The sequence below is a fragment of the Paenibacillus sp. J22FR83 genome, assembly GCF_059691955.1.
On the sequence record NZ_JCAUAM010000008.1, the window covers coordinates 249,907 to 273,762 of the forward strand.

Here is a 23,856-nt window from a genome sequence, read left to right on the forward strand (position 1 = left end):
GTACAAGAGATGAATACAGAGTGTGAAAAAGGTGGAGTGAAGATGAGCCTATTTAGGCGGATGAGAGATATAACCGTGGCAACTTTAAATGAGCATTTGGAGAAGTCAGAAGATCCAGTACGCTTGATTGACCAGTACTTAGCGAACCAACGTGAGCAGCTTGTGCAGTCGGAAAGGCTGTATCAGCAATGCGTGAGTCACGCAGCATCACTTCGGCAGCAATATTTAACCGCACTAGAAACGAAGGAAAAGCGCGAGCATCAAGCGCTGCTGGCTCTGAAGGCTGGCGAAGAACATATGGCACGCATCGTGCTGCAAGAGAAATTGCAGGCCGAAGAGAAGAGTGCGCAATACCATGAGTTGTATGAGCAGGCGAAGCAGTCCATCCTGGAACTGGATGAGGAGCTGCAACAACTGAAAGCAGATTACAAAGAAGTCGCAGACAAACGAAGCTACTACTTGGCTCGTATGGAGTCCGCTCGCTTGCAGCAGCGAATGCATGCTCGCAGCAATGTCGCACAAGATGGGGCACCGCGGATGTTCGGCCGATTGGAAGAGCGCGTATCCGATATGGAGCTGCACGCCAGAACGCTTCGCGATGTTAGGAAGATGGGTCGCGAAAGCTTCTACAGTGGGGGCAACCCGGCTGTAGATGCGGAAATGGAAGCACTTCGCAATAGACTGAAACAGGAGGGAACACAGGATCATGAACAAACTATACCGCTCACGAAGAGATAAGAAATTAACGGGCCTATGCGGGGGACTTGCAGAAGCCATGAATGTAGATGTCACACTGTTACGTTTACTAGTCGTGATCACCACGTTTTTCACCGGAGGCACCGTCATTTTCGTCTACTTTGTAGCGGCGATTGTTATTCCGAAAGAACCCGGGTTTGATCAGCCCCCATTTGACCCCTATGCAAGTTCGTATGATCGTCACAACTATACAGGGGGAGCATGGAATCATAAATCCCATAACCACCATAACCACCATCATCACCATAACCATCATAACCACCGCCAAGCTCCACAGCCGACTAGCAAGTATGCTTCTTATGAAGCTAGCCAACCAACGAACAACATCGATGAGATGATGAAGGACATTGAGAAGAAGGCATTACAAAGAGAAGTTGATGAACTAAGAGCCAAAGTCGCTCGTTTTGAAAAACAAACATTGGATAGTAAAAAAGGAGACGTGTAAACCATGGGTGTATTCACAAGAATGAAAGATATGACGAAAGCTTCAATTCACGAGGTATTAGATAAAATCGAGGATCCAATCGTAATGTTGAACCAATATCTTCGCGATATGGAGCAAGAAATTGCCCAAGCTGAAGTAACGGTTGCTCGCCAAATCGCAAGTGAGCGCAAGCTGAAGCAGCGCCTTGAGGAATCCGTTCGCTTAGTAGCTGACCGCGAAGCGAAAGCATCCGCAGCGATCAAGAACGGTCAAGAAGCGATTGCTCGCCAGGCTGTTGAAGAGAAATTGTACCACGAAGATAAAATTGTTGAGTACACAGATCTACATGCTTCTGCGAAAGCACATGCAGACGAGTTGACACAGCAATTGCACGAAATGAAAGATGAGTTCTACAAAATGCGCAACAAACGTAACGAACTTGTATCCCGTGCGCAATTAGCGAAAGCTAAGAAACAAATGGCACAAGTATCTTACAACGGTGTGATCGAAAGCGGCAACGCATCCCGCGGTTTCCAACGCATGGAAGAGAAGATCATCCAGCTTGAAGTTGAAGCTGAGATTGCTCGCAAGCCCTACGTACCTGCAGGTACACTGAGCAGCTACTCGCCGATCGACACAGCGAAGCAAGCGAAAGTAGATGAGCAATTGAACCTGCTCAAAGAGAAATTGAACGGTCCAACTGCTGAATAGCAGCTTGGGTAGTGAAGTGCGGAAAGCCCCTCCTGGTGAGGGGCTTTTTTGGCGTTTACTAGCTGATTGTTGATTCATTCAAGTTAACGTGTACAATTAACAATAAAATCCGACAGAGACCGATACATCGTTCAATCCAGAAGTGGGAAGCTATGTATAGTCCACAAAGGAGTCAGTCATGGAGACGTATTGCAAGGTATTAATAGTTGATGATGAGATGCTGGTACGTCAAGGAATCAGACATCTACTCGATTGGGAAAGCGAAGGATTCCAAATCGTCGGCGAAGCTTCTAACGGCCAGGATGCGCTTGACATGGTCAAGCGACTCGAACCCAATTTGATCCTGACAGATATTGTGATGCCTGTTATGAGTGGAGAGGAATTGGTCAGAGTTGTGAAAGGCCTATATCCGGAGATCGAAATCGTGGTGCTCAGTTCCTATGGTGAATTTGAGTATGTGCGCTCTACGTTTCAGAACGGTGTAGCTGATTATTTATTAAAGCCTAAATTAGATGCGAATTCGCTGTTAGCTGTATTGAAGAAGACTGTACAGGGGATGCCAGCCTTTCGACACATGGAATTAACGAATGATAAGGGGCAGTCTGTCGATTACGTGTTGGACAAGCTGATTTCTGGCTATGCCATGGAGATAGATGGTGCGGAGATGGGCACGCAATTCCCATATCCTTGCTTTATTTTATTCGTTGCAGATATACAAGAGGGCTCATCCTCTTCGTTGATGAAGCGAAACGAGGAATGGATCGAAACCTTGCTGAAAGGCTTGGTTCAGGATACAGGGCAGCCATTTATCATTCGTCGTCTGTCCCATCAAGACAGCCATATCCGGTTTTTGCTGAATACGGAGGATGCTGGCAGAATGGATGCCATTCATGTATGTGAACAAGTGGTGGATGCTGGCGTGAGAGGGGGCTCCTCTTTCTATGTGGCGCTTAGTCAAAGTTTCAAGAGAGTCGAAGAGCTTCATGACGTGTATACGCAGGATATTCTCAAAGTGTTGGATCACCGTTTCTTTCTATCGGATCAACAACTGCTCTTCGCTGATGAACTGATGGAGCAGGAAGAGAATAGTGATACATTTGATTCAGAAGCATTTGCGGCCGAACTGAATCATCAAGATTTTCAAGCAGCTTTTGAGCGTCTTAGCCGTTATGTAGCGTCCATGCCTGGCAGGTTGGATACGGATATGTTCGAGTTTAAATCTTTTCTAGGCCACAGCCTATTCAATATTATTGTCTCTTTACTGCACTTTCACTATGAGGCTAGGACGCTGGATGAAGCGAAGTATGAGTATTTCCGTGCCATTCATGAAGCCAAACATATTGGGGTAGTGCGTGCTCTTCTAGCTAAATTTCTCAATGAGGCGACAGACTGTGTGACAGGAAACAAAACGAGCGCTCCAGGTATCCAAAAGATTTTAATGTATTTGGATGAACATTTTACAGAACCGCTGACGCTGACAGAAGTAGCCAAACAGTTTCATTTCAACCCGTCGTATCTATCTAATTATTTTACCATTCATAATAAAGAAGGCTTTAATGAGTATTTGAATCGTATTCGGATTGAGCGTGCGTGTGAATTGCTAAGAGATACCTCACAACTGATGTCGATTTCAGAAATCAGTGCGCTTGTTGGCTACTCCGATCATAGTTACTTCACGAAGGTGTTTCGCAAGTTGATGGGGACTTCACCTAGCCACTATCGCAAAAAATGAAGATGAAGGGAAACATAGGACGTATGGGGGCATGGTTAAGAAAAATCGCCGATCAAAGTTTATTCAGTAAGTTATTCCTTGTCATGGTGCTCAGCATGATCACGGTCACGGTGGCTACCTCGTGGGTTACCGTACAAATGTCAGAGAAGCTATTCGTACATACCTTTAGTATCACGAATTCCAAAATTATAGAGCAAATTAAAAGCGGTCTGGAATCCATTCATTACTCGAATGTTAATATTGCCATTAACGCCGCGCAAAGTGGTGCAATTAAACGATTTCTGACGGAAGGAGATACCGATTCGGTAACCAACTCCAAAGTAACTTTCGACATGAGTGAACAGATGAGGAGAATCCAGTCAGGGATTGGCGCTAAGAACATGGGGATGATCATTTCGGGTATGAATGGCAAAAGCTATATAAGTGACCGTACCTATTGGTCCGGTTCTTTGGCAGATTTAGAGCGAAATCCGATTACCCAAGCGTCGCGGGAGCAGCAAGGACGGTTGTTGTACAGCTACTTGGGTGAAGCGGCGGCGAATAGTGGAGATCAAGGTTTGGTTGCCACTAAAGCGCTGATCGATCCTGTCAGTAAAGAGGGGTACGGCCAGCTTTATATTATCCAGAAAGAAAGCGATGTAAGATCCATCTATACCAGTTTTACAAGTGATGGGAATGATGTGATGATCTTGGATCGTCAGGGGCTAATCGTTTCAAGCAACCGAACCGAGCTGATCGGTACGACATCGAAAGAGCTCTTAGGCAGTGTTCAAAAGATTCAGCAACAGGGCTTAGCCCAGGATGAAATGAAGATGTTCGATAAGGACGTCATCGTGTTGGCGGAAGATTTGCCGTTGTATGACTTTTACATCATGAATGTTATCGATAAAAAATTGACACTGGGTCAAATGCTTAATCGGAAAGCGATTTTCTTCATTGTTGCGGGAATCGTGGCTATTGCTGTGCTCATTGTGTATGTAATCACGCGGAGATTGACACTTTCGTTACGGAGGCTTGTTAAGAAAATGTCCACGGTGACGAAAGAGAATTTCCACAATTATATGGCGGTAACAGGTACTTATGAGACAAGGGAACTTAGTCGATCTTTCAATTTTATGCTCGATGAATTAAATGATTATATTAGCCGGCTTGTGGATACGCAGAAAGAACAGCGCAAGGCAGAATTGGCCGCGCTGCAGCAGCAGATTAATCCGCATTTTCTATATAATACCCTGGCTTCTGTTAATATCCTTGTTCAGCGAGGGAGCCAAGAAACTGCCACTCAAACGATTCATGCGCTTATTTCACTCCTGCAGAATACGATCAGCAATGTCAAAGAAACGATTCCTGTTGTACAGGAATTGGTGAATTTGAAGCATTACGTCTTCATTAATCAGATTCGTTATGGCCAAGGGATTAAGGTCGATTACTTTATTTCACCGGACTGCATGCCTGCGCAAGTGCCTAATTTGATGCTGCAACCTTTTATTGAGAATGCATTTTTTCATGCTTTTAATAAGAAAGGCACGGGATATATCTATGTTATTATCACGAGGGAGAGGGATACGCTGCTCTGTGAAGTCGTTGATAACGGGGATGGCATGGAACTTTCTAGTCAGGAAGATGAGATGCCCAATCCCACAAGTGCAAGGCAATTGTTCACAGGAATTGGCATTCGTAATGTGCACGATCGCCTAGTTCTTTTGTACGGAGAGGAATACGGAGTTGCCATAACAAGTACGTTGGGACAAGGCACCAAAGTATCGATTACCCTTCCATGGCGTACAGAACAGTATACATAGAAGTATAAAAAACTAAAATAAATACAAAATATAAAAATAATACAAATGACCAAGAGGGGAAGGGATTTCAGAGACAATAAAAACGCTAATTTCAGTAAATATCGTTCTAACAAGACGATTTACCCAAATGATATTATCTATAAGTAAGCACTTACAAATTCAAATCATCAGGGGGATCATATGAAGAAGCAAATTTCTACGGTTTTACTTGCAAGTTTTATGCTTTTGACGGCATGTTCAAGTAATTCGTCAGATACATCATCGACGACTACGCCTAGCGGCGGTGCTGCTAGCACTAGTAAAGAAATTACGGTTTGGGCATGGGATAAGAACTTTAATATCGCAGCTATGAACTTAGCGAAAGACGCTTATGCGAAAGATCATCCTGATGTGAAAATCAATGTTGTTGAATATGCGCAAGATGACATTATTCAAAAGATGAACACTGGTTTGAACTCTGGTTCAAAGTCAGGCCTGCCTAACGTTGTATTGATTGAAGATTACCGTGCACAGAGCTTCTTGAAAACATATCCAGATGCATTTGCAGATATGTCCGCATCCATTAAAGCTTCGGATTTCGCTGAATACAAGTTAGGTCCAACAAGCTTAAACGGTAAACAATACGGTGTACCATTTGACTCCGGTGTAACGGGTCTATACGTACGCAGAGATTATTTGGAACAAGCTGGCTATAAAGTTGATGATCTGAAAAATATTGACTGGCAGAAATTCATTGAAGTCGGTAAAGCGGTTAAAGCCAAAACAGGTAAAGACTTGCTGACACAAGATCCTAATGATCTGGGTCTAATCCGTATGATGATTCAATCTGGTGGCGCTTGGTACCTGAAAAGTGACGGTACAACTCCGGATCTGAAAGATAACGCAGTGTTGAAAGAAGCTTTCGAGACGTACAAAGAAATCATGAACGCGAACATTGTTAAAATCAACTCGGATTGGAACTCCTTCCTAGCTGGTTTCAACAGCGGCGCTGTTGCTTCTGTACCGACGGGTAACTGGATTACACCTTCAATTAAGTCACAAGCTGATCAATCTGGTAAATGGGCGGTAGTTCCTTTTCCTAAGTTGAAGAATACAGCTACTTCCGTTAATGCATCTAACCTTGGGGGAAGCTCCTGGTACGTATTGAACTCCACTGGCAAAGAGACAGCAGCTGACTTCCTTGGCAAAACACTCGGTTCTGATGTGAATTTGTATCAAAAACTAGTTACTGACGTAGGGGTTGTTGGTACTTATAAACCTGCTGCGCAAGGCGAAGCTTATGCGAAAGCCGACGATTTCTTCGGTGGCCAAAAAGTAATTTCTGATTTCGCAACATGGACGGCTCAAATTCCTAAAGTCAACTATGGTCTGCATACCTATGCGATTGAAGATATTCTCAAAGTTGAGATGCAAAACTACCTGAAGGGTAAAGACATCGCGAAAGTATTCAGCGATGCTCAATCCCAAGCAGAATCCCAACTTAAGTAAGTTTCTCTTCCCATTAACCACTGGAGCGCTGACCTCTGAATTGCGAAATATGCAAAACAGGGGACAGCGTTTCGATTTTTCATCGTAAATGATAGGAAGGATTTGAATCTAATGAATTACTCAATGCGTAGCCGAGCAAAGCTTACGGGATGGCTGTTTATCGCTATTGCCGTATTGATGATATGTTTGTTTTACTTCTATCCCATGATTCAGGCTTTGCTGCTTTCCTTTAAAACAGGTGCGGGCGCTAATTTACATTTCAACGGGATCAGCAACTATAAGCGACTCTTTAGCGATAAGACGTTCATTACGGCTGTTAAGAATACGTTTATCTATTTAATTATCCAGGTGCCGGTCATGATCATTCTGTCGATGATGATTTCTGTATTGTTAAATGATAGCAAGCTCCGCTTCAAAGGGTTTTTCCGTACAGCTATTTTCTTGCCTTGCGTAACTTCACTTGTTGCCTACTCGGTTGTGTTCAAATACTTATTTGGCAATGATGGTTTGATCAATATGGCGTTAATTAAGATTCACTTGATTTCACAGCCTATCGCTTGGATTTCCGATCCTTTCTGGGCGAAAATTACGATTATCCTTGCCATTACATGGCGCTGGACAGGATATAATATGATTTTCTTCCTTTCCGCTTTACAGAATATTGATAGCTCTATTTATGAAGCAGCACGTATTGACGGAGCATCTCCGGTCAAACAGTTTTTCCATATTACTTTCCCAATGCTTAAACCCATTGTTCTCTTCACGTCCATTACTTCGACGATTGGTACGCTGCAATTGTTCGATGAGATCATGAATATTACGAAGGGTGGCCCAGGTAATGCTACTCTCTCGATATCACAATACATTTACAATCTTTCGTTTAAATACACACCTGATTTTGGCTATGCAGCAACAGTTTCCTACTCGGTTGTTGTCATGATCATTGTGTTATCTGTCCTTCAAATCAAATTGGCGGGTGATAAAAAATGATAGCTCTAAGACGTACAGTCATCTATGTCTTCCTTACAGCTGTGGCGATTATATCCATATTTCCGTTCCTGTGGATGGTCATCAGTTCCACGAATCTGTCTGTCGATGTTACGCAGGGTCGGATGCTGCCAGGATCGCATTTCATGGATAATTTTCATAAATTAACAGAATCAATTAATCTCATTCCTGCACTGTGGAATTCCCTGAAGATCTCGTTAACGACAACCATCTTGGCCTTACTGGTCGCTTCGCTGGCGGGCTATGCCTTCGAAATTTATCAGAGCAAAGCCAAAGATATCGTATTCAATTTACTACTTGTCTCTATGATGATTCCGTTCGCGGCGTTGATGGTTCCCCTTTACCAAATGTTTTCCAGTCTCTCAAGTGCAGTGCCACTAATCGGGATCAACACGATGAACGCGGTCGTCTTGCCGACGTTTACAACAGCGTTTCTCATTTTCTTCTTCCGTCAAAGCACCAAAATGTTTGCGAAGGAGCTGCTGGAAGCTGGGCGTATTGATGGATTGACAGAGTTAGGATTGTTCTTCCGTGTGTACATGCCAACGATGAAAACAACCTATTCAGCTGCCGCTATCATTACCTTTATGTCAAGCTGGAACAACTACTTGTGGCCGCTTATCGTCTTGCAAACACCAGAGAAACGAACCATTCCATTGCTAATTTCCAACTTGGGATCTAGTTATTCACCGGATTTTGGGGTGATCATGACGGCTATTGTGATCTCCACACTGCCGACAGCGCTCGTATTTTTCTTAATGCAGAAACAATTTGTTGCCGGTATGGTAGGTTCTGTCAAATAGTAATTAATTAAAGACCCTTCGTGGGTCTTATTTTTCGGGAGGCATAGCGACATGAAACATTCAGAACCAAGCCTTGATTGGCTGCAAGATGTACGGGTATTCAAAGTAAACCGGTTGGAAGCCCATTCGGATCATCGTTATTATCATACAATGGCATCTGCAGAGGCAGGTGCACCTATGGACATGCGGCACAGCTTGAACGGGCGCTGGCAATTCAGCTATGCGGTTAACCCCGCAAGTCGTGTGCAATCATTTTATCAATTAGATTATAACTGCAACAGTTGGGAGCATATCCAAGTGCCTGGTCATATCCAGCTGCAAGGTTGGGGGCAGCCGCAATATGTCAACACGATGTATCCGTGGGATGGTGTCGAGGCGCTTCGTCCTCCTCATATTTCGAAAGAGCATAATCCAGTTGGCTCCTATGTGAAAAACTTTGATTTGCCAGATACGATGGTTGGCAAGCCTGTCTATATTTCGTTTCAAGGCGTGGAATCGGCCTTCTATGTATGGTTGAACGGCGAATTTATCGGATATAGCGAAGATAGTTTTACACCTGCTGAGTTTGACTTAACGCCGCATATTCGTGAAGGTGAGAATAAACTGGCTGTTGAGGTCTATCAGCGCAGCACAGGAAGCTGGCTGGAAGATCAGGATTTCTGGCGGATGTCGGGTATTTTCCGCGAGGTGTATTTGTACACGGTGCCAAGCGTGCATGTCTGGGATATGCGTGTTAAGGCCGATTTGGACGATGCTTATGAGCAAGGTTTGCTTGAGATTGAGCTCAAGCTTCGCAATGAGCATGCGGCATCTGCTCGCGCTAAGCTTGAATTAAAGGATACGGAAGGACGTGTGATTCTCTCTGAAGAAGGGGAGTTTCGTGGAGGCAACGTAGCGTTCAACCTTTCGGCAGGTACGGTTCAGCCTTGGAGTGCGGAAAGTCCATATTTATACGCCGCGTGTATTTCGATCTACGATGAGAGCGGACATGTAGTGGAAGCCATTGTCCAGAAGGTAGGTTTCCGTCGTTTTGAAATGAAGGATAAGCTGATGTGCATCAATGGGAAACGTATAGTTTTCAAGGGTGTCAATCGACATGAATTTAACTCGCGCAGCGGACGAGCGATTACGAAGCAGGATATGCTGTGGGATATTCAAACGTTGAAGCGTAGTAACATTAATTCGGTGCGAACGTCTCACTATCCCAATCAGACCCTCTGGTATGAGCTATGTGACGAGTACGGGGTCTATGTGATTGATGAAATGAATTTAGAGACGCATGGTTCATGGCAAAAGATGGGCGCTATCGAGCCGTCCTGGAATATTCCAGGTAACGATATGCAGTGGCAAGACATCGTCATGGATCGCGCGATTTCGATGGTGGAGCGGGATAAGAATCATCCGTCGATTCTCATTTGGTCGTGTGGAAATGAGTCCTATGCGGGGCAAGTGATTCTTAATGTGTCTAACTATTTCCGTGAAACGGATCCTACGCGACTTGTACACTATGAGGGAGTTTTCTACGATCGCATTAATTATGGTGCGACGAGCGACATGGAAAGCCGCATGTATGCGAAGCCAGCGGATATTGAGGCGTATCTGAATAGTCAGCCTGATAAGCCATATCTAAGCTGCGAATACATGCATGCGATGGGGAACTCCGTCGGCGGCCTTCATAAATATACCGAGCTTGAGAACAAATATCCGATGTATCAAGGTGGCTTTATTTGGGATTACATCGATCAGGCGATCGTGCAGAAGGACCGAAATGGCCGTGAGTTTTTGGCGTATGGCGGGGATTTCAAAGATCGTCCAACCGATTATAGCTTTTGCGGCAATGGCCTAGTGTTTGCTGATCGTCAAATTACACCTAAAATGCAGGAAGTTAAATTCCTGTATCAAAATATCAAGTTGGAACCAACGCGTACTCATATTCATATCGTGAACGAGAATTTATTTGCGAATACAGACGATGTGGTACTGGTGTACCGTCTGTTGCTTGAGGGAAAAGAGATTGCCGCGGGGCAAGCGAATATCGAAGTTGAAGCACAGAGTGAATTCAGTCTGCCCATTGAATTGCCAGATGTCGAAGGAACGTCAGGTGAGTACTGCATTCAGGCCTCCTTGGTTCTAAGAGAAGCTACGTTATGGGGGGATGCTGGATTTGAGACTTCGTTTGGGGAAACGACGTTCGTGGTTGGAGCAAGTCATCTGCATGAACAGCCGTCTGGCGAAGTCACCGTCGTTGAGGGCGATGTCAATATGAGCGTGACAGGGAAAGGCTTCATCGCCATTTTCTCGAAGCAAGTAGGATCGCTCGTTTCGCTCAAATACGAGGGTCGCGAAATGATCGCCACGCCGCCTGCGCCTTTATTCTGGCGGGCAACGACGGATAATGATAAAGGCACGGCAATGAGCTTTACGGCCGGAGCTTGGTATGCTGCCAGTTTGGCACGCAAATGCGTCAATTGGGAGATACGCCAAGACCAAGGTTCTGCAACAGTCATTTTCGATTACAAGTTCAGCATTCACACGGATGTTTCCGTTCGCATTGCGTACACGGTATTAGCGAATGGCACGATTCGCGTGAATACGCAGTACAAGGGTGCCGCGGGTCTGCCGAATTTGCCGATACTCGCTGTATCGTTCAAGATGTCAGCGGATTATAGCCAATCCGAGTGGTATGCGATGGGGCCAGAAGAAAACTATATCGACCGTAATTTCGGCGCTCGTTTAGGCGTATTTAGCCGTCCAGTAGAGCAATTGCCTACGCCTTACTTGGTTCCACAGGAATCCGGCAACCGTACGGGTGTCCGCCGCGTGAATGTGACAGACGTGTCAGGCGTCGGATTGTCGATTCAATCAGATCCACTAGCACCTGTAGAGTGCAACTTGTCGCCGTACACGGCATTTGAGCTAGAACATGCGGATCATGCCTATGAGTTGCCAGATGTGCATTACACGGTTGTTACCGTTGCGGGCAAACAAATGGGTGTTGGCGGGGATGATAGCTGGGGCGCACCTGTCCATGCCGAGTATCAAATCCCGGCGGATCAAGAGCTTCAGTTTGAGTTCTTCTTGTCTAGTCAGCGCGTACCTTCAGAAGCATAGCGTGATTAATAAAAAGGCTGCCAAATGGCGGCCTTTTTGTCGTAGAGCGAGAGCGGGGGCGGGGGCAAGAGCAAGAGAGAGAGAGAAAGTTAACGGCCCAAAGGGGCGTTAACAGGGCGAGCTTCGCGCTGTGAGCGCAGATAAGGCCCGAAAGGGGCCTTAAAGCGTCGCGCCGAGGCGCCGCGGAGCAAGAGCGGGGAGTTAACGACCCAAAAGGGCGTTAACAGGGCGATCCTGGCGCCGTGAGCGCAGATAAGGCCCGAAAGGGGCCTTAAAGCGTCGCGCCGAGGCACCGCTGAGCAAGAGCGGGGTAGTTAACGGCCCAAAAGGGCGTTAACAAGGCAGGCTTGTCGCCGTGAGCGCAGATAAGGCCCGAAAAGGGCCTTAAATCGTCGCACCGAGGCGCCGCGGAGCGGAACAAGAAAGTTAACGGCCCAAAAGGGCGTTAACTGGGCGGGCTTGTCGCCGTGAGCGCAGATAAGGCCCGAAAAGGGCCTTAACTCGTCGCGCCGAGGCGCCGCGGAGCGGAACAAGAAAGTTAACGGCCCAAATGGGCGTTAACTCGGCGAGCTTGTCGCCATGAGCGCAGATAAGGCCCGAAAAGGGCCTTAAATCGTCGCCCCGGGGCGACGCGCAGCGGAACAAGAAAGTTAACGGCCCAAATGGGCGTTAACTCGGCGAGCTTGTCGCCGTGAGCGCAGATAAGGCCCGAAAAGGGCCTTAACTCGTCGCGCCGAGGCGCCGCGGAGCGGAACAAGAAAGTTAACGGCCCAAAAGGGCGTTAACTGGGCGGGCTTGTCGCCGTGAGCGCAGATAAGGCCCAAAAAGGGCCTTAAAGCTTATCACATTTGGCAACCCGCAGGCGCTGATTTTCGTGTAGAATCGTGGTGGATCACCAGTAAATTTCGAGAAAATAAGACAAACGTTCACGCTCTTCTGCACAATTTCCCAGGAAATAGTAAGCCACTTGTCGAAAGTTAAGTGCATGAATGTTTCGTATAGGTAACAAGAGTTGGAGGTCAATTTATGCCTGAAGTGGTATCCATCGGACCGCTGCAATTGCAGGGGAAACTAGTTGCTTTGTTATTGGCGTGTGTGCTCGGATTTTGGCTGATGCGGCGTGTGTTGCGACGTTGGAATGGGATAGTGGGAGTGCGTGAAGCGTGCGATGTACATAAAGAGCCTGAGGCTGCTCGAGTACTTGTAAGAGGATTGGACGATGTGATCTTAAATGCGGTCTTGATCGTGTTCTTTACTTGGCGCTTAGGCAGTCTGTTGACTCAGCCATCCCTTTTATGGGAGAGTCCGATGAAGCTGCTTCTAACAGCGGGCTCTAAGATGGAGATCGTAGTAGGTGTCGTGCTAGCCTATATCTACCTATCGTATCAGGTACGTAAGCATGGTATGGCTTGGCGAGTTTTGCTTGATTTGCTCGCGGTTGGTGGTGCGTCAGCGATGTTCCTGTATGCGGCTTTGACACCTTCTTTCGGACTGCCAACCACATTGCCTTGGGGGATTGGCGTGGAAGGCACGGTGTCGAGGTTTCATCCCCATCATGCGTACCTAGCAATTTTATTGCTACCGTTACTGGTGTGGCAGCAACTTTGGATAGCACGTTCGACAACAGTACTAGGAACAGGCAAGTTGTTGAAACACAGCTTGTTCTATGGCGGTGTGGCGGGGATGATTGCGAGCTTTTTTGTTTTGGCGGAGCCTACCGCGGTGTATCTTACTCCTGGGCAGATAGTGAACTTACTCATGCTAATCATTGGAATGAATCTCCCTATTTTGTCACATACTACGGGCAGAAGGGAGCTGATGGATATGAGTCAGAACGATTCCAAAACGCAAATCCAGCAAGAACAGCAAAATCAAGAGCGCGATAAAAAACCTGCAAGTAAAGAGGGCTATGATAAAAAATTGGATGGCCCCAATCGCCCATCCACATGAGTCAAGATCAGAAAAAGTCGACCACCTCTAAGGACCAGAGTGAACTTGATCCCTACGAGATTGAATTCCTGCCACAATTTGAGCAGGGAAGAGGTCCACGAGCGCCATTTGTGAATGAGTTTGGGGTAACCATCGGTGATCATGATTATGAATCTGACAACTCCCCTTTGGAGCAGTGGACATCGGACACGAACCCTGAGGACATGGCGGGAGATCAATGGGTGCATCCTTTTAAGGATGTTGGCTTCCAAAGCGCCCAAAATCGGGAGATTTTTGAAGAGGGCGTGGCGCCGCAAGGTGGCATTTTTACCCATGCAGATAAGAATGTGGCCACTGTGACGTCTGAAGCAACGACTAGCAAAAAGAATGATGAAGCGGAAGCCTAACAGCTTTCGCTTTATTTCTATGCCAAGCAGCTGGGACATTGGACTTTGCTTTCACCGCTAACGGATGTATAATATAAATTGTAGTCATTACGTTTTAAGAGTAACTATCAAATCCTAAGGGGTGGCACATATGGCAATGTCTTTTGATTCCTACATGAAAGATATGGTTAAACCGATGAGAGAAGATTTGACTCGTCTGGGTATTACAGAGCTTCTGACTCCTGAGCAAGTAGAAGAAGCAATTGAGAAATCCAAGGATGGCACGATGCTGCTTGTCGTGAACTCCGTTTGTGGCTGTGCAGCTGGTCAATGTCGTCCAGGTGTTGCGAAAGCCCTTCAGAACGAAACTGTACCTACTTACACATACACTGTGTTCGCGGGTCAAGAGAAGGATGCTACGGCAAAAGCGCGTGAATTCTTAGCGCCATATCCGCCATCATCCCCATCCATCGCGTTGTTCAAGAACGGTGAGCTAGCTCACTTCATTCAACGCCACCAAATCGAAGATCGTTCCGCAGACATGATTGCTGGCGATTTGATTGGTGCTTTTGAACAATATTGCAAATAATATATGCAAGGACGATAAGGGCCCTACCTGCTGATTGGTCAAGACCCCATTTAATGGACACTGAAAAAAGCCCTAGGATATAAGCTGGCGCCGGTACTCAACCGGCGTCAGCTTATTTAGTTTTCTCTGTGCTCTTTCCTCGTTGTAAAAACGAATGAATTCCTCAATTCGCCTTTGTGCATCCTCAATATTTCGGATATCATAGGGATAGAGAGCTTCCACTTTCAAATGAGAGAAGAAACTTTCCATGGAGGCATTGTCATAACAATTGCCTCGGCGAGACATGCTGATTTGGGCTCCAACCTTTGGCAGCATGTCGTGGTAAGCATGAGACGTGTACTGACTTCCCTGATCGCTGTGAACGATCAACCCTGGGATTCTATCAGTCACGTCTTTATGCATTTCAAATGCCCTTCTAAACGTTTCTAGGACAAGTGGATTGTCATTATACTTACTGATGTGATAGGACACGATTTCACCGTTCCACAAATCTTTTACAGCGGATAAGTAAATTCGATCATCGAACACACGATATTGCGTAACATCTGTAACCCACTTTTGATTGGGACCGTCGGCAAGGAAGTCCCGTTTTAGCAAGTTCTCAGCTATTCTGCCGTCAGACACAGCTGCTTCATGGCTTGTTTGATACTTATATTTACGACGGATAATTGACTTGATGCCAAGTTCACGCATAAGGCGTAGCACCTTCTTATGATTGACGATAAGGTTGTGCTGACGATACAACTCATCTTGAATTCGCCGATATCCTAGAATCTTCTTGCGTTGCTCGTAGATTGCTAGGATTTTGAGCTTTAGCTCTCCATCTGGATCTGTCTTGCTACGCTTTACATAGGCGTAGTAGCCACTTCTGCTTACTCCCAAGTAAGAGCATAGGCTCTTAATATTCTGCTCGTCCTTCAGTTCATCAACGACGTAGTATTTCTTTTGGGCACCTCCCGATTCAAGATTTGTAACCACTTTTTTAGCACATCTACCTCTAGTTGCAGTTGTCGAATCACTCGCTCCTGCTCTGTCTCTGTGCGAAACGGCCTTCCACGTTTGTCCTTGAAACTTTCTTCCCCGCGCTCTCGGTACTTCCTCATCCACTTCTTGACCCTGCCCTTATCATGAATATCCAAATGTGCTGTAATCTCTCTATAGCTCCATCCCTCAACCACATGTAAACGAATTGCTTCTGTCTTAATGGATTCTGGATAATGCCTAAACGTTTGTCCTTTAATCGCCATAAAAGATACACCCCTTATAATTCATCGGTTTACCCAGGGGGTTTTTCCAATGTTCATTATAAGGGGTGCACTTCAGATGAGCAGGTGGGCTCTTTCTTTTTGGAAGCGAGAGTGGTGATAGTCGGAAAATACGACTATCACCAGAGAGCAGAGGCGAATGCAGGAGCGATAGTCGAAAGAGTCGACTTATGGATAGGGAGAGAGGTGACTGGCTCCCGCAAGTCTAAAAAATTGACTATCTCTGTAGCCCCGGTGCCCTTACAGGCAGAGATAGTCGAAATAATCGCCTATCTCAGTAGCTCCGGTGCCCTTACAGGCAAAGATAGTCGAAATAATCGCCTATCTCAGTAGCCCCGGTGCCCTTACAGGCAAAGATAGTCGAAATAATCGCCTATCTCAGTAGCCCCGGTGCCCTTACAGGCAAAGATAGTCGAAATAATCGCCTATCTCAGTAGCTCCGGTGCCCTTACAGGCAGAGATAGTCGAAAAAATCGCCTATCTCATTAGCCCTGGTGCCCTTACAGGCAGAGATAGTCGAAAAAATCGACTATCTCTGCAGCCCCGGTGCCCCAACGGGGGTAGATAGTCGAAAAAATCGACTATCTCCACATAAACCAACGCCCCCCTCCTCGCCACCGCCGAGATTCAGCATCCGTTTTTGTAATTCCTGCGGATTACACTTTGAAATTTGGGAGCCGAAAGTCTATACTAGATCTCAATGAAGGCATCATTCCCAAAATATAGATAAAGGTGGAGAGTTGCATGAGCTTACAAGCTGAAATTATCGCAAAACTTGGCGTTAAACCGGAAATTGACATTGATGAAGAGATTCGCAAGCGTGTGGATTTCCTGAAAAATTACGTGCTCGGCGCACACGCAAACGGCCTGCTGATCGCAATCAGCGGCGGTATTGACAGCGCGGTGGCGGCAGGGCTGTGTAAGCAAGCTACAGACGAGCTAACAGCGGAAAAAGGCAAAGAATACAAAACCATTGGCGTATTCCAGCCTTACGGCCAGCAAGTGGACATCGAGGATAGCTACGCTGTGGCGAAAGCCTTCGATTTGAAATATCAAATCGAGAATAACATCGAAGAGGCCGTCGACGAGATTGCCATCGAAGTCGAATACGGCCTCAAGCATATCGGCGTGCATCAGCACGTGAGCCGCGGTGGCAAAGGCAACATCAAGGCACGTACGCGCATGGTCATGCAGTATGCCTTGGCTTTCGAGCTCGGCTTGATCGTCGTGGGCACCGATCACGCCTCAGAAGCAGTCACCGGCTTCTATACGAAGTACGGTGACGGTGCCGTTGACATCACGCCGCTGAGCACGCTGAACAAGCGACAAGTGCGCTCGCTTGCGGCGAAGATCGGCGTGCCGCAAAGCGTGCTGGACAAAGCCCCGACAGCTGGGCTTTGGGACGGGCAAACCGACGAGGATGAGCTTGGTATCACCTACGGTGATAACAGCGACTACCTCGAAGGCAAGCAAATCGATCCAGCTGTGCAAGAGAAGCTGGAGAATCAGTACAGGAAAACCGAGCATAAGCGTGTGCCGATTCCGGGAATTTAAGATTACGATAGAGAGACCATCCCAGTTTGATAGGGATGGTCTCTTTTCATTTCTCCAACGGCTCAGCTTGACAAGGTTGGATTACAGTTGTAATATTCAAAGTGTATTACAGTTGTAATCCAAGTGAAAGGAGGAAACCAGGTGAAGACGGTCCCACATATTACGGATGCCGAATGGGAAGTCATGAAGGTGCTCTGGAACGAATCGCCACGCACGGCGAACGAAGTTATTGATGCCATGCAGGAGCGGACAGAATGGAAACCCAAAACAATTCGAACTTTGTTAAACAGGTTAGCGCAGAAACAGGCCATATCGTTTACGCAAGAGAACAGGGTGTATGCCTACTTCCCTTTGGTGTCTGAGGGGGAGTGCGTGAAATCGGAGACGCAATCTTTTCTGAAACGGATTTACGGCGGGGCGTTTAAGCCGATGCTCGTTAATTTTTTGAAAGAGGAGCAATTGTCGGAGGAAGACATCAAAGAGTTAAAAGATATGCTAGATGGTAAAAGCAAATGATAAGGTACCTCAAATGGGCAGTGCTTCAGCAAGGTTCCACGTCTAGGAACGGAGGGAGGGCTGATCGTGAACGCTATGACTGAACTTCTTACAGGTATTTTTAAATGGATTCTATCCGTGTCGGCCATGGCCACCATAACCGTTGTGTTCATCATGCTCATTCAGCGCATCCTTCATAATCGGATAAAACCTAGATGGCACTATTTCATGTGGTTATTGGTGCTCGTAAGACTGCTTCTCCCTTGGGACTTTGAGAGCCATTTCAGCATCTATAATTGGCTATCGTACCCGGAAAGTATTCACGAATTCGATCCAACTGTGGCGATCAGGACGCATGAAGAATTGCCAGGTACGGCTGCACCAGAGAATCGCTTGTACAAGTACGCTATATCTATTTGGCTGCTAGGAATCGTCCTATTTGCGACATATACATGCGTGATCAATCATAAATTTGCGCGGAAAATAACGAAAGAAACGAAACCGATAACTGACATCAGCATCACCCAGTTGTTCGCTCAATGCCATCAGCTAATGTCGATACATAAACCTGTCGCGTTAGTCGTATCGGACAAATTGTCGATGCCGACATTATTCGGCTTTTGGAAACCATGCTTAGTTATACCGCAGTCGGCCCTCAATAGTTTAAACCAAGAGCAATTACGACATGTGTTCCTGCATGAACTAGCCCATTGCAAACGAAATGATATTGGCGTCAATTGGCTGATGCAATTTCTTTTAATCATACACTGGTTTAATCCAGTACTTTGGTACGCTCATCAACGCATGCGTGAGGATCAAGAGATCGCAAGCGATGCTTTAGCCCTTTCTTATATAGAGCCAGCAAAGAGAGAGGCGTACGGATATACACTCATACAATTATTGGAAAATTATGTCCGTCCCGTAAGTGTGCCAGGTAACGTTCATTTATCCGGAAATAAGTCACAGTTAAAAAGGAGAATTATGATGATAAAACACTTCCAATTTAATTCCTACCGTTGGTCGTTCCTTGGTTTGGCTGCCGTTGTTATTATTAGTGGTTGTTCATTGACGAATGCGAGTGTAGATAAGAAATCAGCTGCTGAATCCCATCCACCAATTGTTGATCAAAAGATAACCGAGACAAGCTCGTTAACAACGGGAACGGATAAAAATAATACCGCAGCAACCGTAGATGAAACTAAGGCTGCTGACGTCGTCGTGACACCAACGACTCCGACGGTAGAATCAAGTCCAGCGCCAGCAACACCAGCGCCCGCCCAAGTTGTGGACGGATCAAGGTCGGAAGCTGCAGCAGCCCAAGGGGCGGAGGGCTCACGATTAGTACCTACAGCGGTGCCAGCAGCTGAGCAGTCAAGAACAGCACCTGCGGCAGTCCCAGCACCTGTGCGATCAAGAACAGCACCTGCAGCTGCGCCAGCAGTGGAGCGGTCAAGAGCAGCAGCTGCAGCAGCCCAAGCAGCTGAGGGATCAAGAACAACTCCCACTGCTGTCCCGGCAGTGAGAGAGTTAACAGCAACTCCTACAGCTGCTCCTGTAGCGGAGTAAACTTAACTGAAGAAGACCCGAGGCAGAATGATGCCTTGGGTCTTTTTTCGTGTGGCAGCCACAATATAAATGTAAAAAGTACATCTAATTCCCCCGTACCGCAGGCGATTTCGCGATTAACTGTAAAAAGTACAGCTAAATCAAGCTAGATTAGCCGTTTCGTTTATTTTAACGGAAACTAACTGTAGAAAATCCATCTATTCCTCTTAAAGGGGGAAAATCAGCAAGATTAGCTACATAAAATCCATTTAATTTGTTTGCTGCGGCGGGAAGGTAGATGAAGGATGGCGAGGTCGGGGTTCGGGGTTGGGTTTGGGTTTGAGGTCAAAGTCCACAATCCAACATCCAAAAAATAGTAACCATAACTGAAATTTGAAGCCTTACATCGGCAAATGAGAACGCCTATAATGAGAAAAGTGAAAGTGCTTACATGAAGAAGACACAGGAGGTGCAGCCAGCAATGAAGACGGAGACGGAAATCGTTGCTCCGAATCACAAGTCAGTCCACTTCCGCAGGTCAGCGTCCCGGCTGCTCCGCATGGTCTATGCACAGCGATATTTGCAGGTTATGGCCTTGCTCGGCGTTGCGTGGATGATCATTTTTCACTATGTTCCCATGTACGGGATCATCATTGCCTTCAAGGATTTCAATATTGTGAAACCCATATCCGCTGCACCCTGGGCAGGGCTTGGGCACTTCAAGGCTTTTCTGGAAGATGATAATCTGGCAAGTGTCATTACAAATACCGTCGGGATGAGCGTACTCAAGCTCGTCATCGGCTTTCCGCTTCCCATTGTGTTCGCTTTATTCTTGAACGAACTCCGTTCAATCCGTTTTAAGAAACTGGTTCAAACCATTTCCTACTTACCCCACTTCTTATCTTGGGTTATCCTCGGAGGCATACTCGCCACTTGGTTAGCTGACGTTGGCCTAGTCAACAAGCTTCTGCTAGCGCTCCATATTATCCAAGAGCCGATCAGCTACTTGGCAGAACCCTCGTATTTCTGGAGCATTATCGTCACCTCGGATATTTGGAAGGAGCTTGGCTGGTCGGCGATTATCTACTTAGCTGCGATGTCTGGCGTATCCCCAGATATGTATGAGGCGGCTACAATCGACGGAGCGGGACGTTTTCAGAAAATGCTCTATGTCACCCTTCCCTCGATTAAAGGAACGATTACGATTCTGTTCATTCTTTCGGTGAGTGGTATTCTGAACTCCAATTTTGATCAAATTCTGGTACTCAAAAACCAACTGAATGCCAGCGCCAGCAACGTAATCGATGTGTATGTGTATGAAGTAGGTCTTCGTCAGAGCCGCTTCTCCTATGCTACGGCGGTTGGCTTGATTAAGTCGCTTATCTCACTCCTGCTGCTGCTTTCAGCGAATTTCATTACCAAGCGGCTCAACAACACGTCGCTATTCTAAAGGCTAGGAGGTGAACCAACCATGCTCTCCCTGAATCGCAGAACCTACCAAGAGGCTGCCTTCGATTATTTCAATTTTATCTTCATGCTAGTCATCTGCTTCGTAACCATCTACCCGATCTGGTACGTGCTCGTTAATTCCTTCAATGAAGGGAATGACGCCATGCGAGGGGGGATTTACTGGTGGCCACGGGTGTTCAGCATCGACAGCTATAAGGCGGTTTTTGCGAATAATGGCATCATGCTGGCCATGGGAGTCACTGTAGCGAAGACGCTGATCGGTACAGTAGTTCACGTGCTTTTTACAGCGATGGTTGCCTACGCCTTCTCCCGCAAAGAGCTCATTGGCCGCAACGTTTACATGCTGATCGGTACGGTTACCTTATTTTTCAGCGGAGGCTTAATTCCGTATTATCTGTTAATCCGAGATTTAGGGATGCTCGACAGCTTCCTGGTATATATCATTCCTGCGATGTTCAGTTTTTTTGATCTCATTATCTTCTTATCCTTCTTCCGAGAAATACCGGATGCCTTAGAGGAAGCGGCGAAGATTGATGGCGCGAATGATTTCAAAATCTTTTATCAAATTATCCTGCCGGTGTCCATGCCTGTCGTCGCTACGATTGCCCTCTTTCATGGCGTCTATCAATGGAATGATTACTTTACCGGGATGATTTATATTAACAAAAGCGAACTTCAACCGATCCAGACGTATCTCTATCGGGTCGTTGCGCAGTCCAGCTCCAATCAAATGATGGCAGCAACGACGGGAAGTGTAGCGAAGACGGTATCTTCGCAGTCGATAAAGCTTGCAACGATGGTTGTGACCACATTGCCGATTGTGCTGGTGTACCCGTTCTTACAGAAGTATTTTGTAAAAGGTTTTATGATTGGCTCTATTAAGGGGTAGTCATGTCAATCTTCATGCAACGCTGGTGGCCAGCTCTGTTAATCGAACAGAGATTACACATAATGAATTCGAAAAGGGGAAACGCCAATGAGGAAACCACGCAAAACGCTAACGACTTTGCTTGCTTTATTTACAGCTTTTTCAATAACTGCCTGTACCACCGATAAAGAGACCAGCACCAGCACTACAAGCCCAGAGGCCACCAAAGCAGCAGAAACGGCTGCACCGCAATCCGCTGCGCCTGTAGCTAACGCGAATGATCCAGGTTGGAAATCCGATACAAAGCCGATTACGTTTGATTGGTACCTCAACTTTTCATGGTTTCCGAATAAATGGGGCGTTGACGCCACATCGCAGTACATCACCAAGAAAACGGGTGTGAATATCAACTTTATCGTCCCTGCGGGCAATGAGAATGAGAAGCTGAATACGATGATTGCTTCCGGGAAGCTGCCTGATTTTATCACGCTGGGCTGGTATGAAGATGCCGTGAAGAAAATGATCGAAGGCAACATGGTGCTTCCGCTGAATGAGCTTGCCAAACAATATGATCCTTATTTCATTAAGGTAGCTGACCCGGCTAAAACATCGTGGTACACACAGAAAGATGGCAATTTCTACGGCTATCCGAACGCTTCCTCCTCCTCCGAGGACTATAAGAAATACGGGCAAAACTTCGTATCCAACCAAACGTTCCTTGTTCGTAAAGATATGTATGAGGCGATCGGCAAGCCAGATATGAGAACACAAGAAGGGTTCCTGAACGCGCTTAAGGCGGCGAAAGAGAAGTTCCCTGATGTGAACGGTCAGCCGCTGATTCCGCTAGGTTTGCATGAGTTCGGAGACTTAGGGAATAGTTCATTGCTGGATGCGGGTCAAAATGGTTCCATGCTGCAGAATTTCTTAGCAATTCCGTATGAAAAAGATAATAAGCTCTACGATCGTTCCACGGATCCAGAGTTCGTGAGCTGGCTCAAAACGTTCCGTAAAGCCAATGAAATGGGCTTGCTGGCTAAAGATATTTTTATCGATAAACGCCCTCAAATGGAAGAAAAGATTGCCCAAGGCCGTTATTTCGCCATGTTGTATCAACGTTCTGATTTAGCGAATCAAAATATTTCCCTGTACCAAAAAGATCCGAACAAAGTCTATATTGCCGTTGACGGTCCAGCTAATGCTGCCAAAAGCCCGCCAACCCTAGCAGGTCCTGGTATCTCTGGTTGGACAGTGACCTTGATTTCCAAAGACGTGAAGGATAAAGCAAGAGCGATTAAATTCCTGAGTTACCTCATTAGTGAAGAAGGCAATAAAGATTTGTACTTGGGTGAGAAAGGCGTAAGCTATGACACCAACAATGGCAAAGATCAATTTAAGCCAGAAGTGCTGGATCTTATGAATAAAGACCGGGCTGCTTTTGATAAAAAATACGGCTCGTCCTACACCTTCTGGATGCTGATGGATACGAACATGAACTTGCAGTGGGCACCGCCTAGCGTGGAACCGATTAAACAACCGGAAGACTGGACGAAAGGGAAGTCGAAGAGCTTCTCGCAATACGATAATATTGTTCCGACGGGGACATCTGAAGAAGGGATTGCCAATACGAAGATCGCCCAGGCATGGGGCAAAACGCTGCCCAAGCTGCTGTTAGCCAAGACGGATGCCGAATTCGATCAGTTGTTCGATAAATATCAGAAGGATCGCCAGGCAGCCGGATTGGATAAAGTGAAAGCCTACCAACAAAGGGAATTTGAATCCAACACGAAGAAAATTGCCGCATCTGCGAAGTAAATCAATGAATTGACCTGAGAGCCCGAATCTATCGGGTTTTCGGGTTTTTCGCTGCCAATGAACGGGTCGCTTATCTCACAAATACTTCCCGCACCTAGCCTGTTTTGT

Annotated in this window: 20 protein-coding genes; 18 read left to right on the forward strand and 2 right to left on the reverse strand. The window is 46.4% G+C overall.

Features of this window, described 5'->3' with window-relative positions; all coding sequences use genetic code 11:
- The first annotated feature begins 42 nt into the window (after positions 1-42).
- The 12 genes from AC58PV_RS16575 (at position 43) to AC58PV_RS16630 (ending at position 14,739) form a co-directional block, all read left to right on the forward strand.
- Positions 43-738: a PspA/IM30 family protein gene (locus AC58PV_RS16575; protein WP_068665890.1), complete on the forward strand. Its 696-nt coding sequence runs from the start codon at positions 43-45 to the stop codon at positions 736-738.
- Entirely contained in the window at positions 707-1,201 is a 495-nt protein-coding gene (locus AC58PV_RS16580) for a PspC domain-containing protein (protein WP_497433319.1), read from the forward strand. Before AC58PV_RS16575 ends, AC58PV_RS16580 begins: the two co-directional genes overlap by 32 nt.
- A gap of 3 nt (positions 1,202-1,204) precedes the next feature.
- A complete protein-coding gene (locus AC58PV_RS16585) occupies positions 1,205-1,891 on the forward strand; it encodes a PspA/IM30 family protein (RefSeq protein ID WP_497433320.1) in 687 nt (228 codons plus the stop codon).
- 178 nt (positions 1,892-2,069) lie between these two features.
- The gene (locus tag AC58PV_RS16590) at positions 2,070-3,623 is read left to right on the forward strand and encodes a response regulator (RefSeq protein ID WP_497433321.1); all 1,554 of its coding nucleotides are present in this window, start codon (positions 2,070-2,072) and stop codon (positions 3,621-3,623) included.
- Positions 3,624-3,646: 23 nt separating this feature from the next.
- Positions 3,647-5,425, forward strand: a complete 1,779-nt coding sequence (locus tag AC58PV_RS16595; protein ID WP_497433322.1) for a sensor histidine kinase — start codon at positions 3,647-3,649, stop codon at positions 5,423-5,425.
- A gap of 180 nt (positions 5,426-5,605) precedes the next feature.
- Positions 5,606-6,913: an ABC transporter substrate-binding protein gene (locus tag AC58PV_RS16600; protein WP_497433323.1), complete on the forward strand. Its 1,308-nt coding sequence runs from the start codon at positions 5,606-5,608 to the stop codon at positions 6,911-6,913.
- Positions 6,914-7,024: 111 nt separating this feature from the next.
- Positions 7,025-7,903 (forward strand): carbohydrate ABC transporter permease, encoded by an 879-nt coding sequence (locus tag AC58PV_RS16605; protein WP_497433324.1) that lies wholly within the window; start codon positions 7,025-7,027, stop codon positions 7,901-7,903.
- The gene (locus AC58PV_RS16610; protein ID WP_497433325.1) at positions 7,900-8,724 is read left to right on the forward strand and encodes a carbohydrate ABC transporter permease; all 825 of its coding nucleotides are present in this window, start codon (positions 7,900-7,902) and stop codon (positions 8,722-8,724) included. The genes AC58PV_RS16605 and AC58PV_RS16610 overlap by 4 nt, the downstream gene beginning before the upstream one ends.
- Positions 8,725-8,775: 51 nt before the next feature.
- On the forward strand, positions 8,776-11,835 hold the full coding sequence (gene lacZ / locus AC58PV_RS16615; protein ID WP_497433326.1) for a beta-galactosidase, LacZ type: 3,060 nt from the start codon (positions 8,776-8,778) through the stop codon (positions 11,833-11,835).
- Positions 11,836-12,861: 1,026 nt separating this feature from the next.
- Positions 12,862-13,785, forward strand: a complete 924-nt coding sequence (locus tag AC58PV_RS16620; protein WP_497433327.1) for a hypothetical protein — start codon at positions 12,862-12,864, stop codon at positions 13,783-13,785.
- Positions 13,782-14,171: a DUF3905 domain-containing protein gene (locus tag AC58PV_RS16625; RefSeq protein WP_497433328.1), complete on the forward strand. Its 390-nt coding sequence runs from the start codon at positions 13,782-13,784 to the stop codon at positions 14,169-14,171. The genes AC58PV_RS16620 and AC58PV_RS16625 overlap by 4 nt, the downstream gene beginning before the upstream one ends.
- 130 nt (positions 14,172-14,301) lie before the next feature.
- Positions 14,302-14,739, forward strand: a complete 438-nt coding sequence (locus AC58PV_RS16630) for a BrxA/BrxB family bacilliredoxin (RefSeq protein WP_068665909.1) — start codon at positions 14,302-14,304, stop codon at positions 14,737-14,739.
- A 72-nt stretch (positions 14,740-14,811) separates the two neighbouring features.
- On the opposite strand, the gene AC58PV_RS16635 is transcribed toward AC58PV_RS16630, so the two are convergent.
- Both AC58PV_RS16635 and AC58PV_RS16640 read right to left on the reverse strand, forming a co-directional pair.
- On the reverse strand, positions 14,812-15,717 hold the full coding sequence (locus AC58PV_RS16635) for an IS3 family transposase (RefSeq protein WP_497433329.1): 906 nt from the start codon (positions 15,715-15,717) through the stop codon (positions 14,812-14,814).
- Positions 15,657-15,986, reverse strand: coding sequence for a transposase (locus tag AC58PV_RS16640; protein WP_497433330.1), 330 nt, complete (start codon positions 15,984-15,986; stop codon positions 15,657-15,659). Before AC58PV_RS16640 ends, AC58PV_RS16635 begins: the two co-directional genes overlap by 61 nt.
- A 762-nt stretch (positions 15,987-16,748) precedes the next feature.
- On the opposite strand from AC58PV_RS16640, the gene nadE reads away from it, so the two are divergent.
- The 6 genes from nadE (at position 16,749) to AC58PV_RS16670 (ending at position 23,748) form a co-directional block, all read left to right on the forward strand.
- Positions 16,749-17,558, forward strand: a complete 810-nt coding sequence (gene nadE / locus AC58PV_RS16645) for an NAD(+) synthase (RefSeq protein WP_497433331.1) — start codon at positions 16,749-16,751, stop codon at positions 17,556-17,558.
- Positions 17,559-17,741: 183 nt separating this feature from the next.
- Positions 17,742-18,074 (forward strand): BlaI/MecI/CopY family transcriptional regulator, encoded by a 333-nt coding sequence (locus AC58PV_RS16650; RefSeq protein WP_497433397.1) that lies wholly within the window; start codon positions 17,742-17,744, stop codon positions 18,072-18,074.
- A gap of 75 nt (positions 18,075-18,149) precedes the next feature.
- The gene (locus AC58PV_RS16655) at positions 18,150-19,619 is read left to right on the forward strand and encodes a M56 family metallopeptidase (RefSeq protein WP_497433398.1); all 1,470 of its coding nucleotides are present in this window, start codon (positions 18,150-18,152) and stop codon (positions 19,617-19,619) included.
- Positions 19,620-20,079: 460 nt separating this feature from the next.
- Positions 20,080-21,048, forward strand: coding sequence for an ABC transporter permease (locus AC58PV_RS16660; RefSeq protein ID WP_497433332.1), 969 nt, complete (start codon positions 20,080-20,082; stop codon positions 21,046-21,048).
- Positions 21,049-21,069: 21 nt separating this feature from the next.
- On the forward strand, positions 21,070-21,957 hold the full coding sequence (locus AC58PV_RS16665) for a carbohydrate ABC transporter permease (RefSeq protein WP_497433333.1): 888 nt from the start codon (positions 21,070-21,072) through the stop codon (positions 21,955-21,957).
- An 87-nt stretch (positions 21,958-22,044) separates the two neighbouring features.
- On the forward strand, positions 22,045-23,748 hold the full coding sequence (locus AC58PV_RS16670) for a type 2 periplasmic-binding domain-containing protein (protein ID WP_497433334.1): 1,704 nt from the start codon (positions 22,045-22,047) through the stop codon (positions 23,746-23,748).
- The last annotated feature ends 108 nt before the right edge of the window (positions 23,749-23,856 follow it).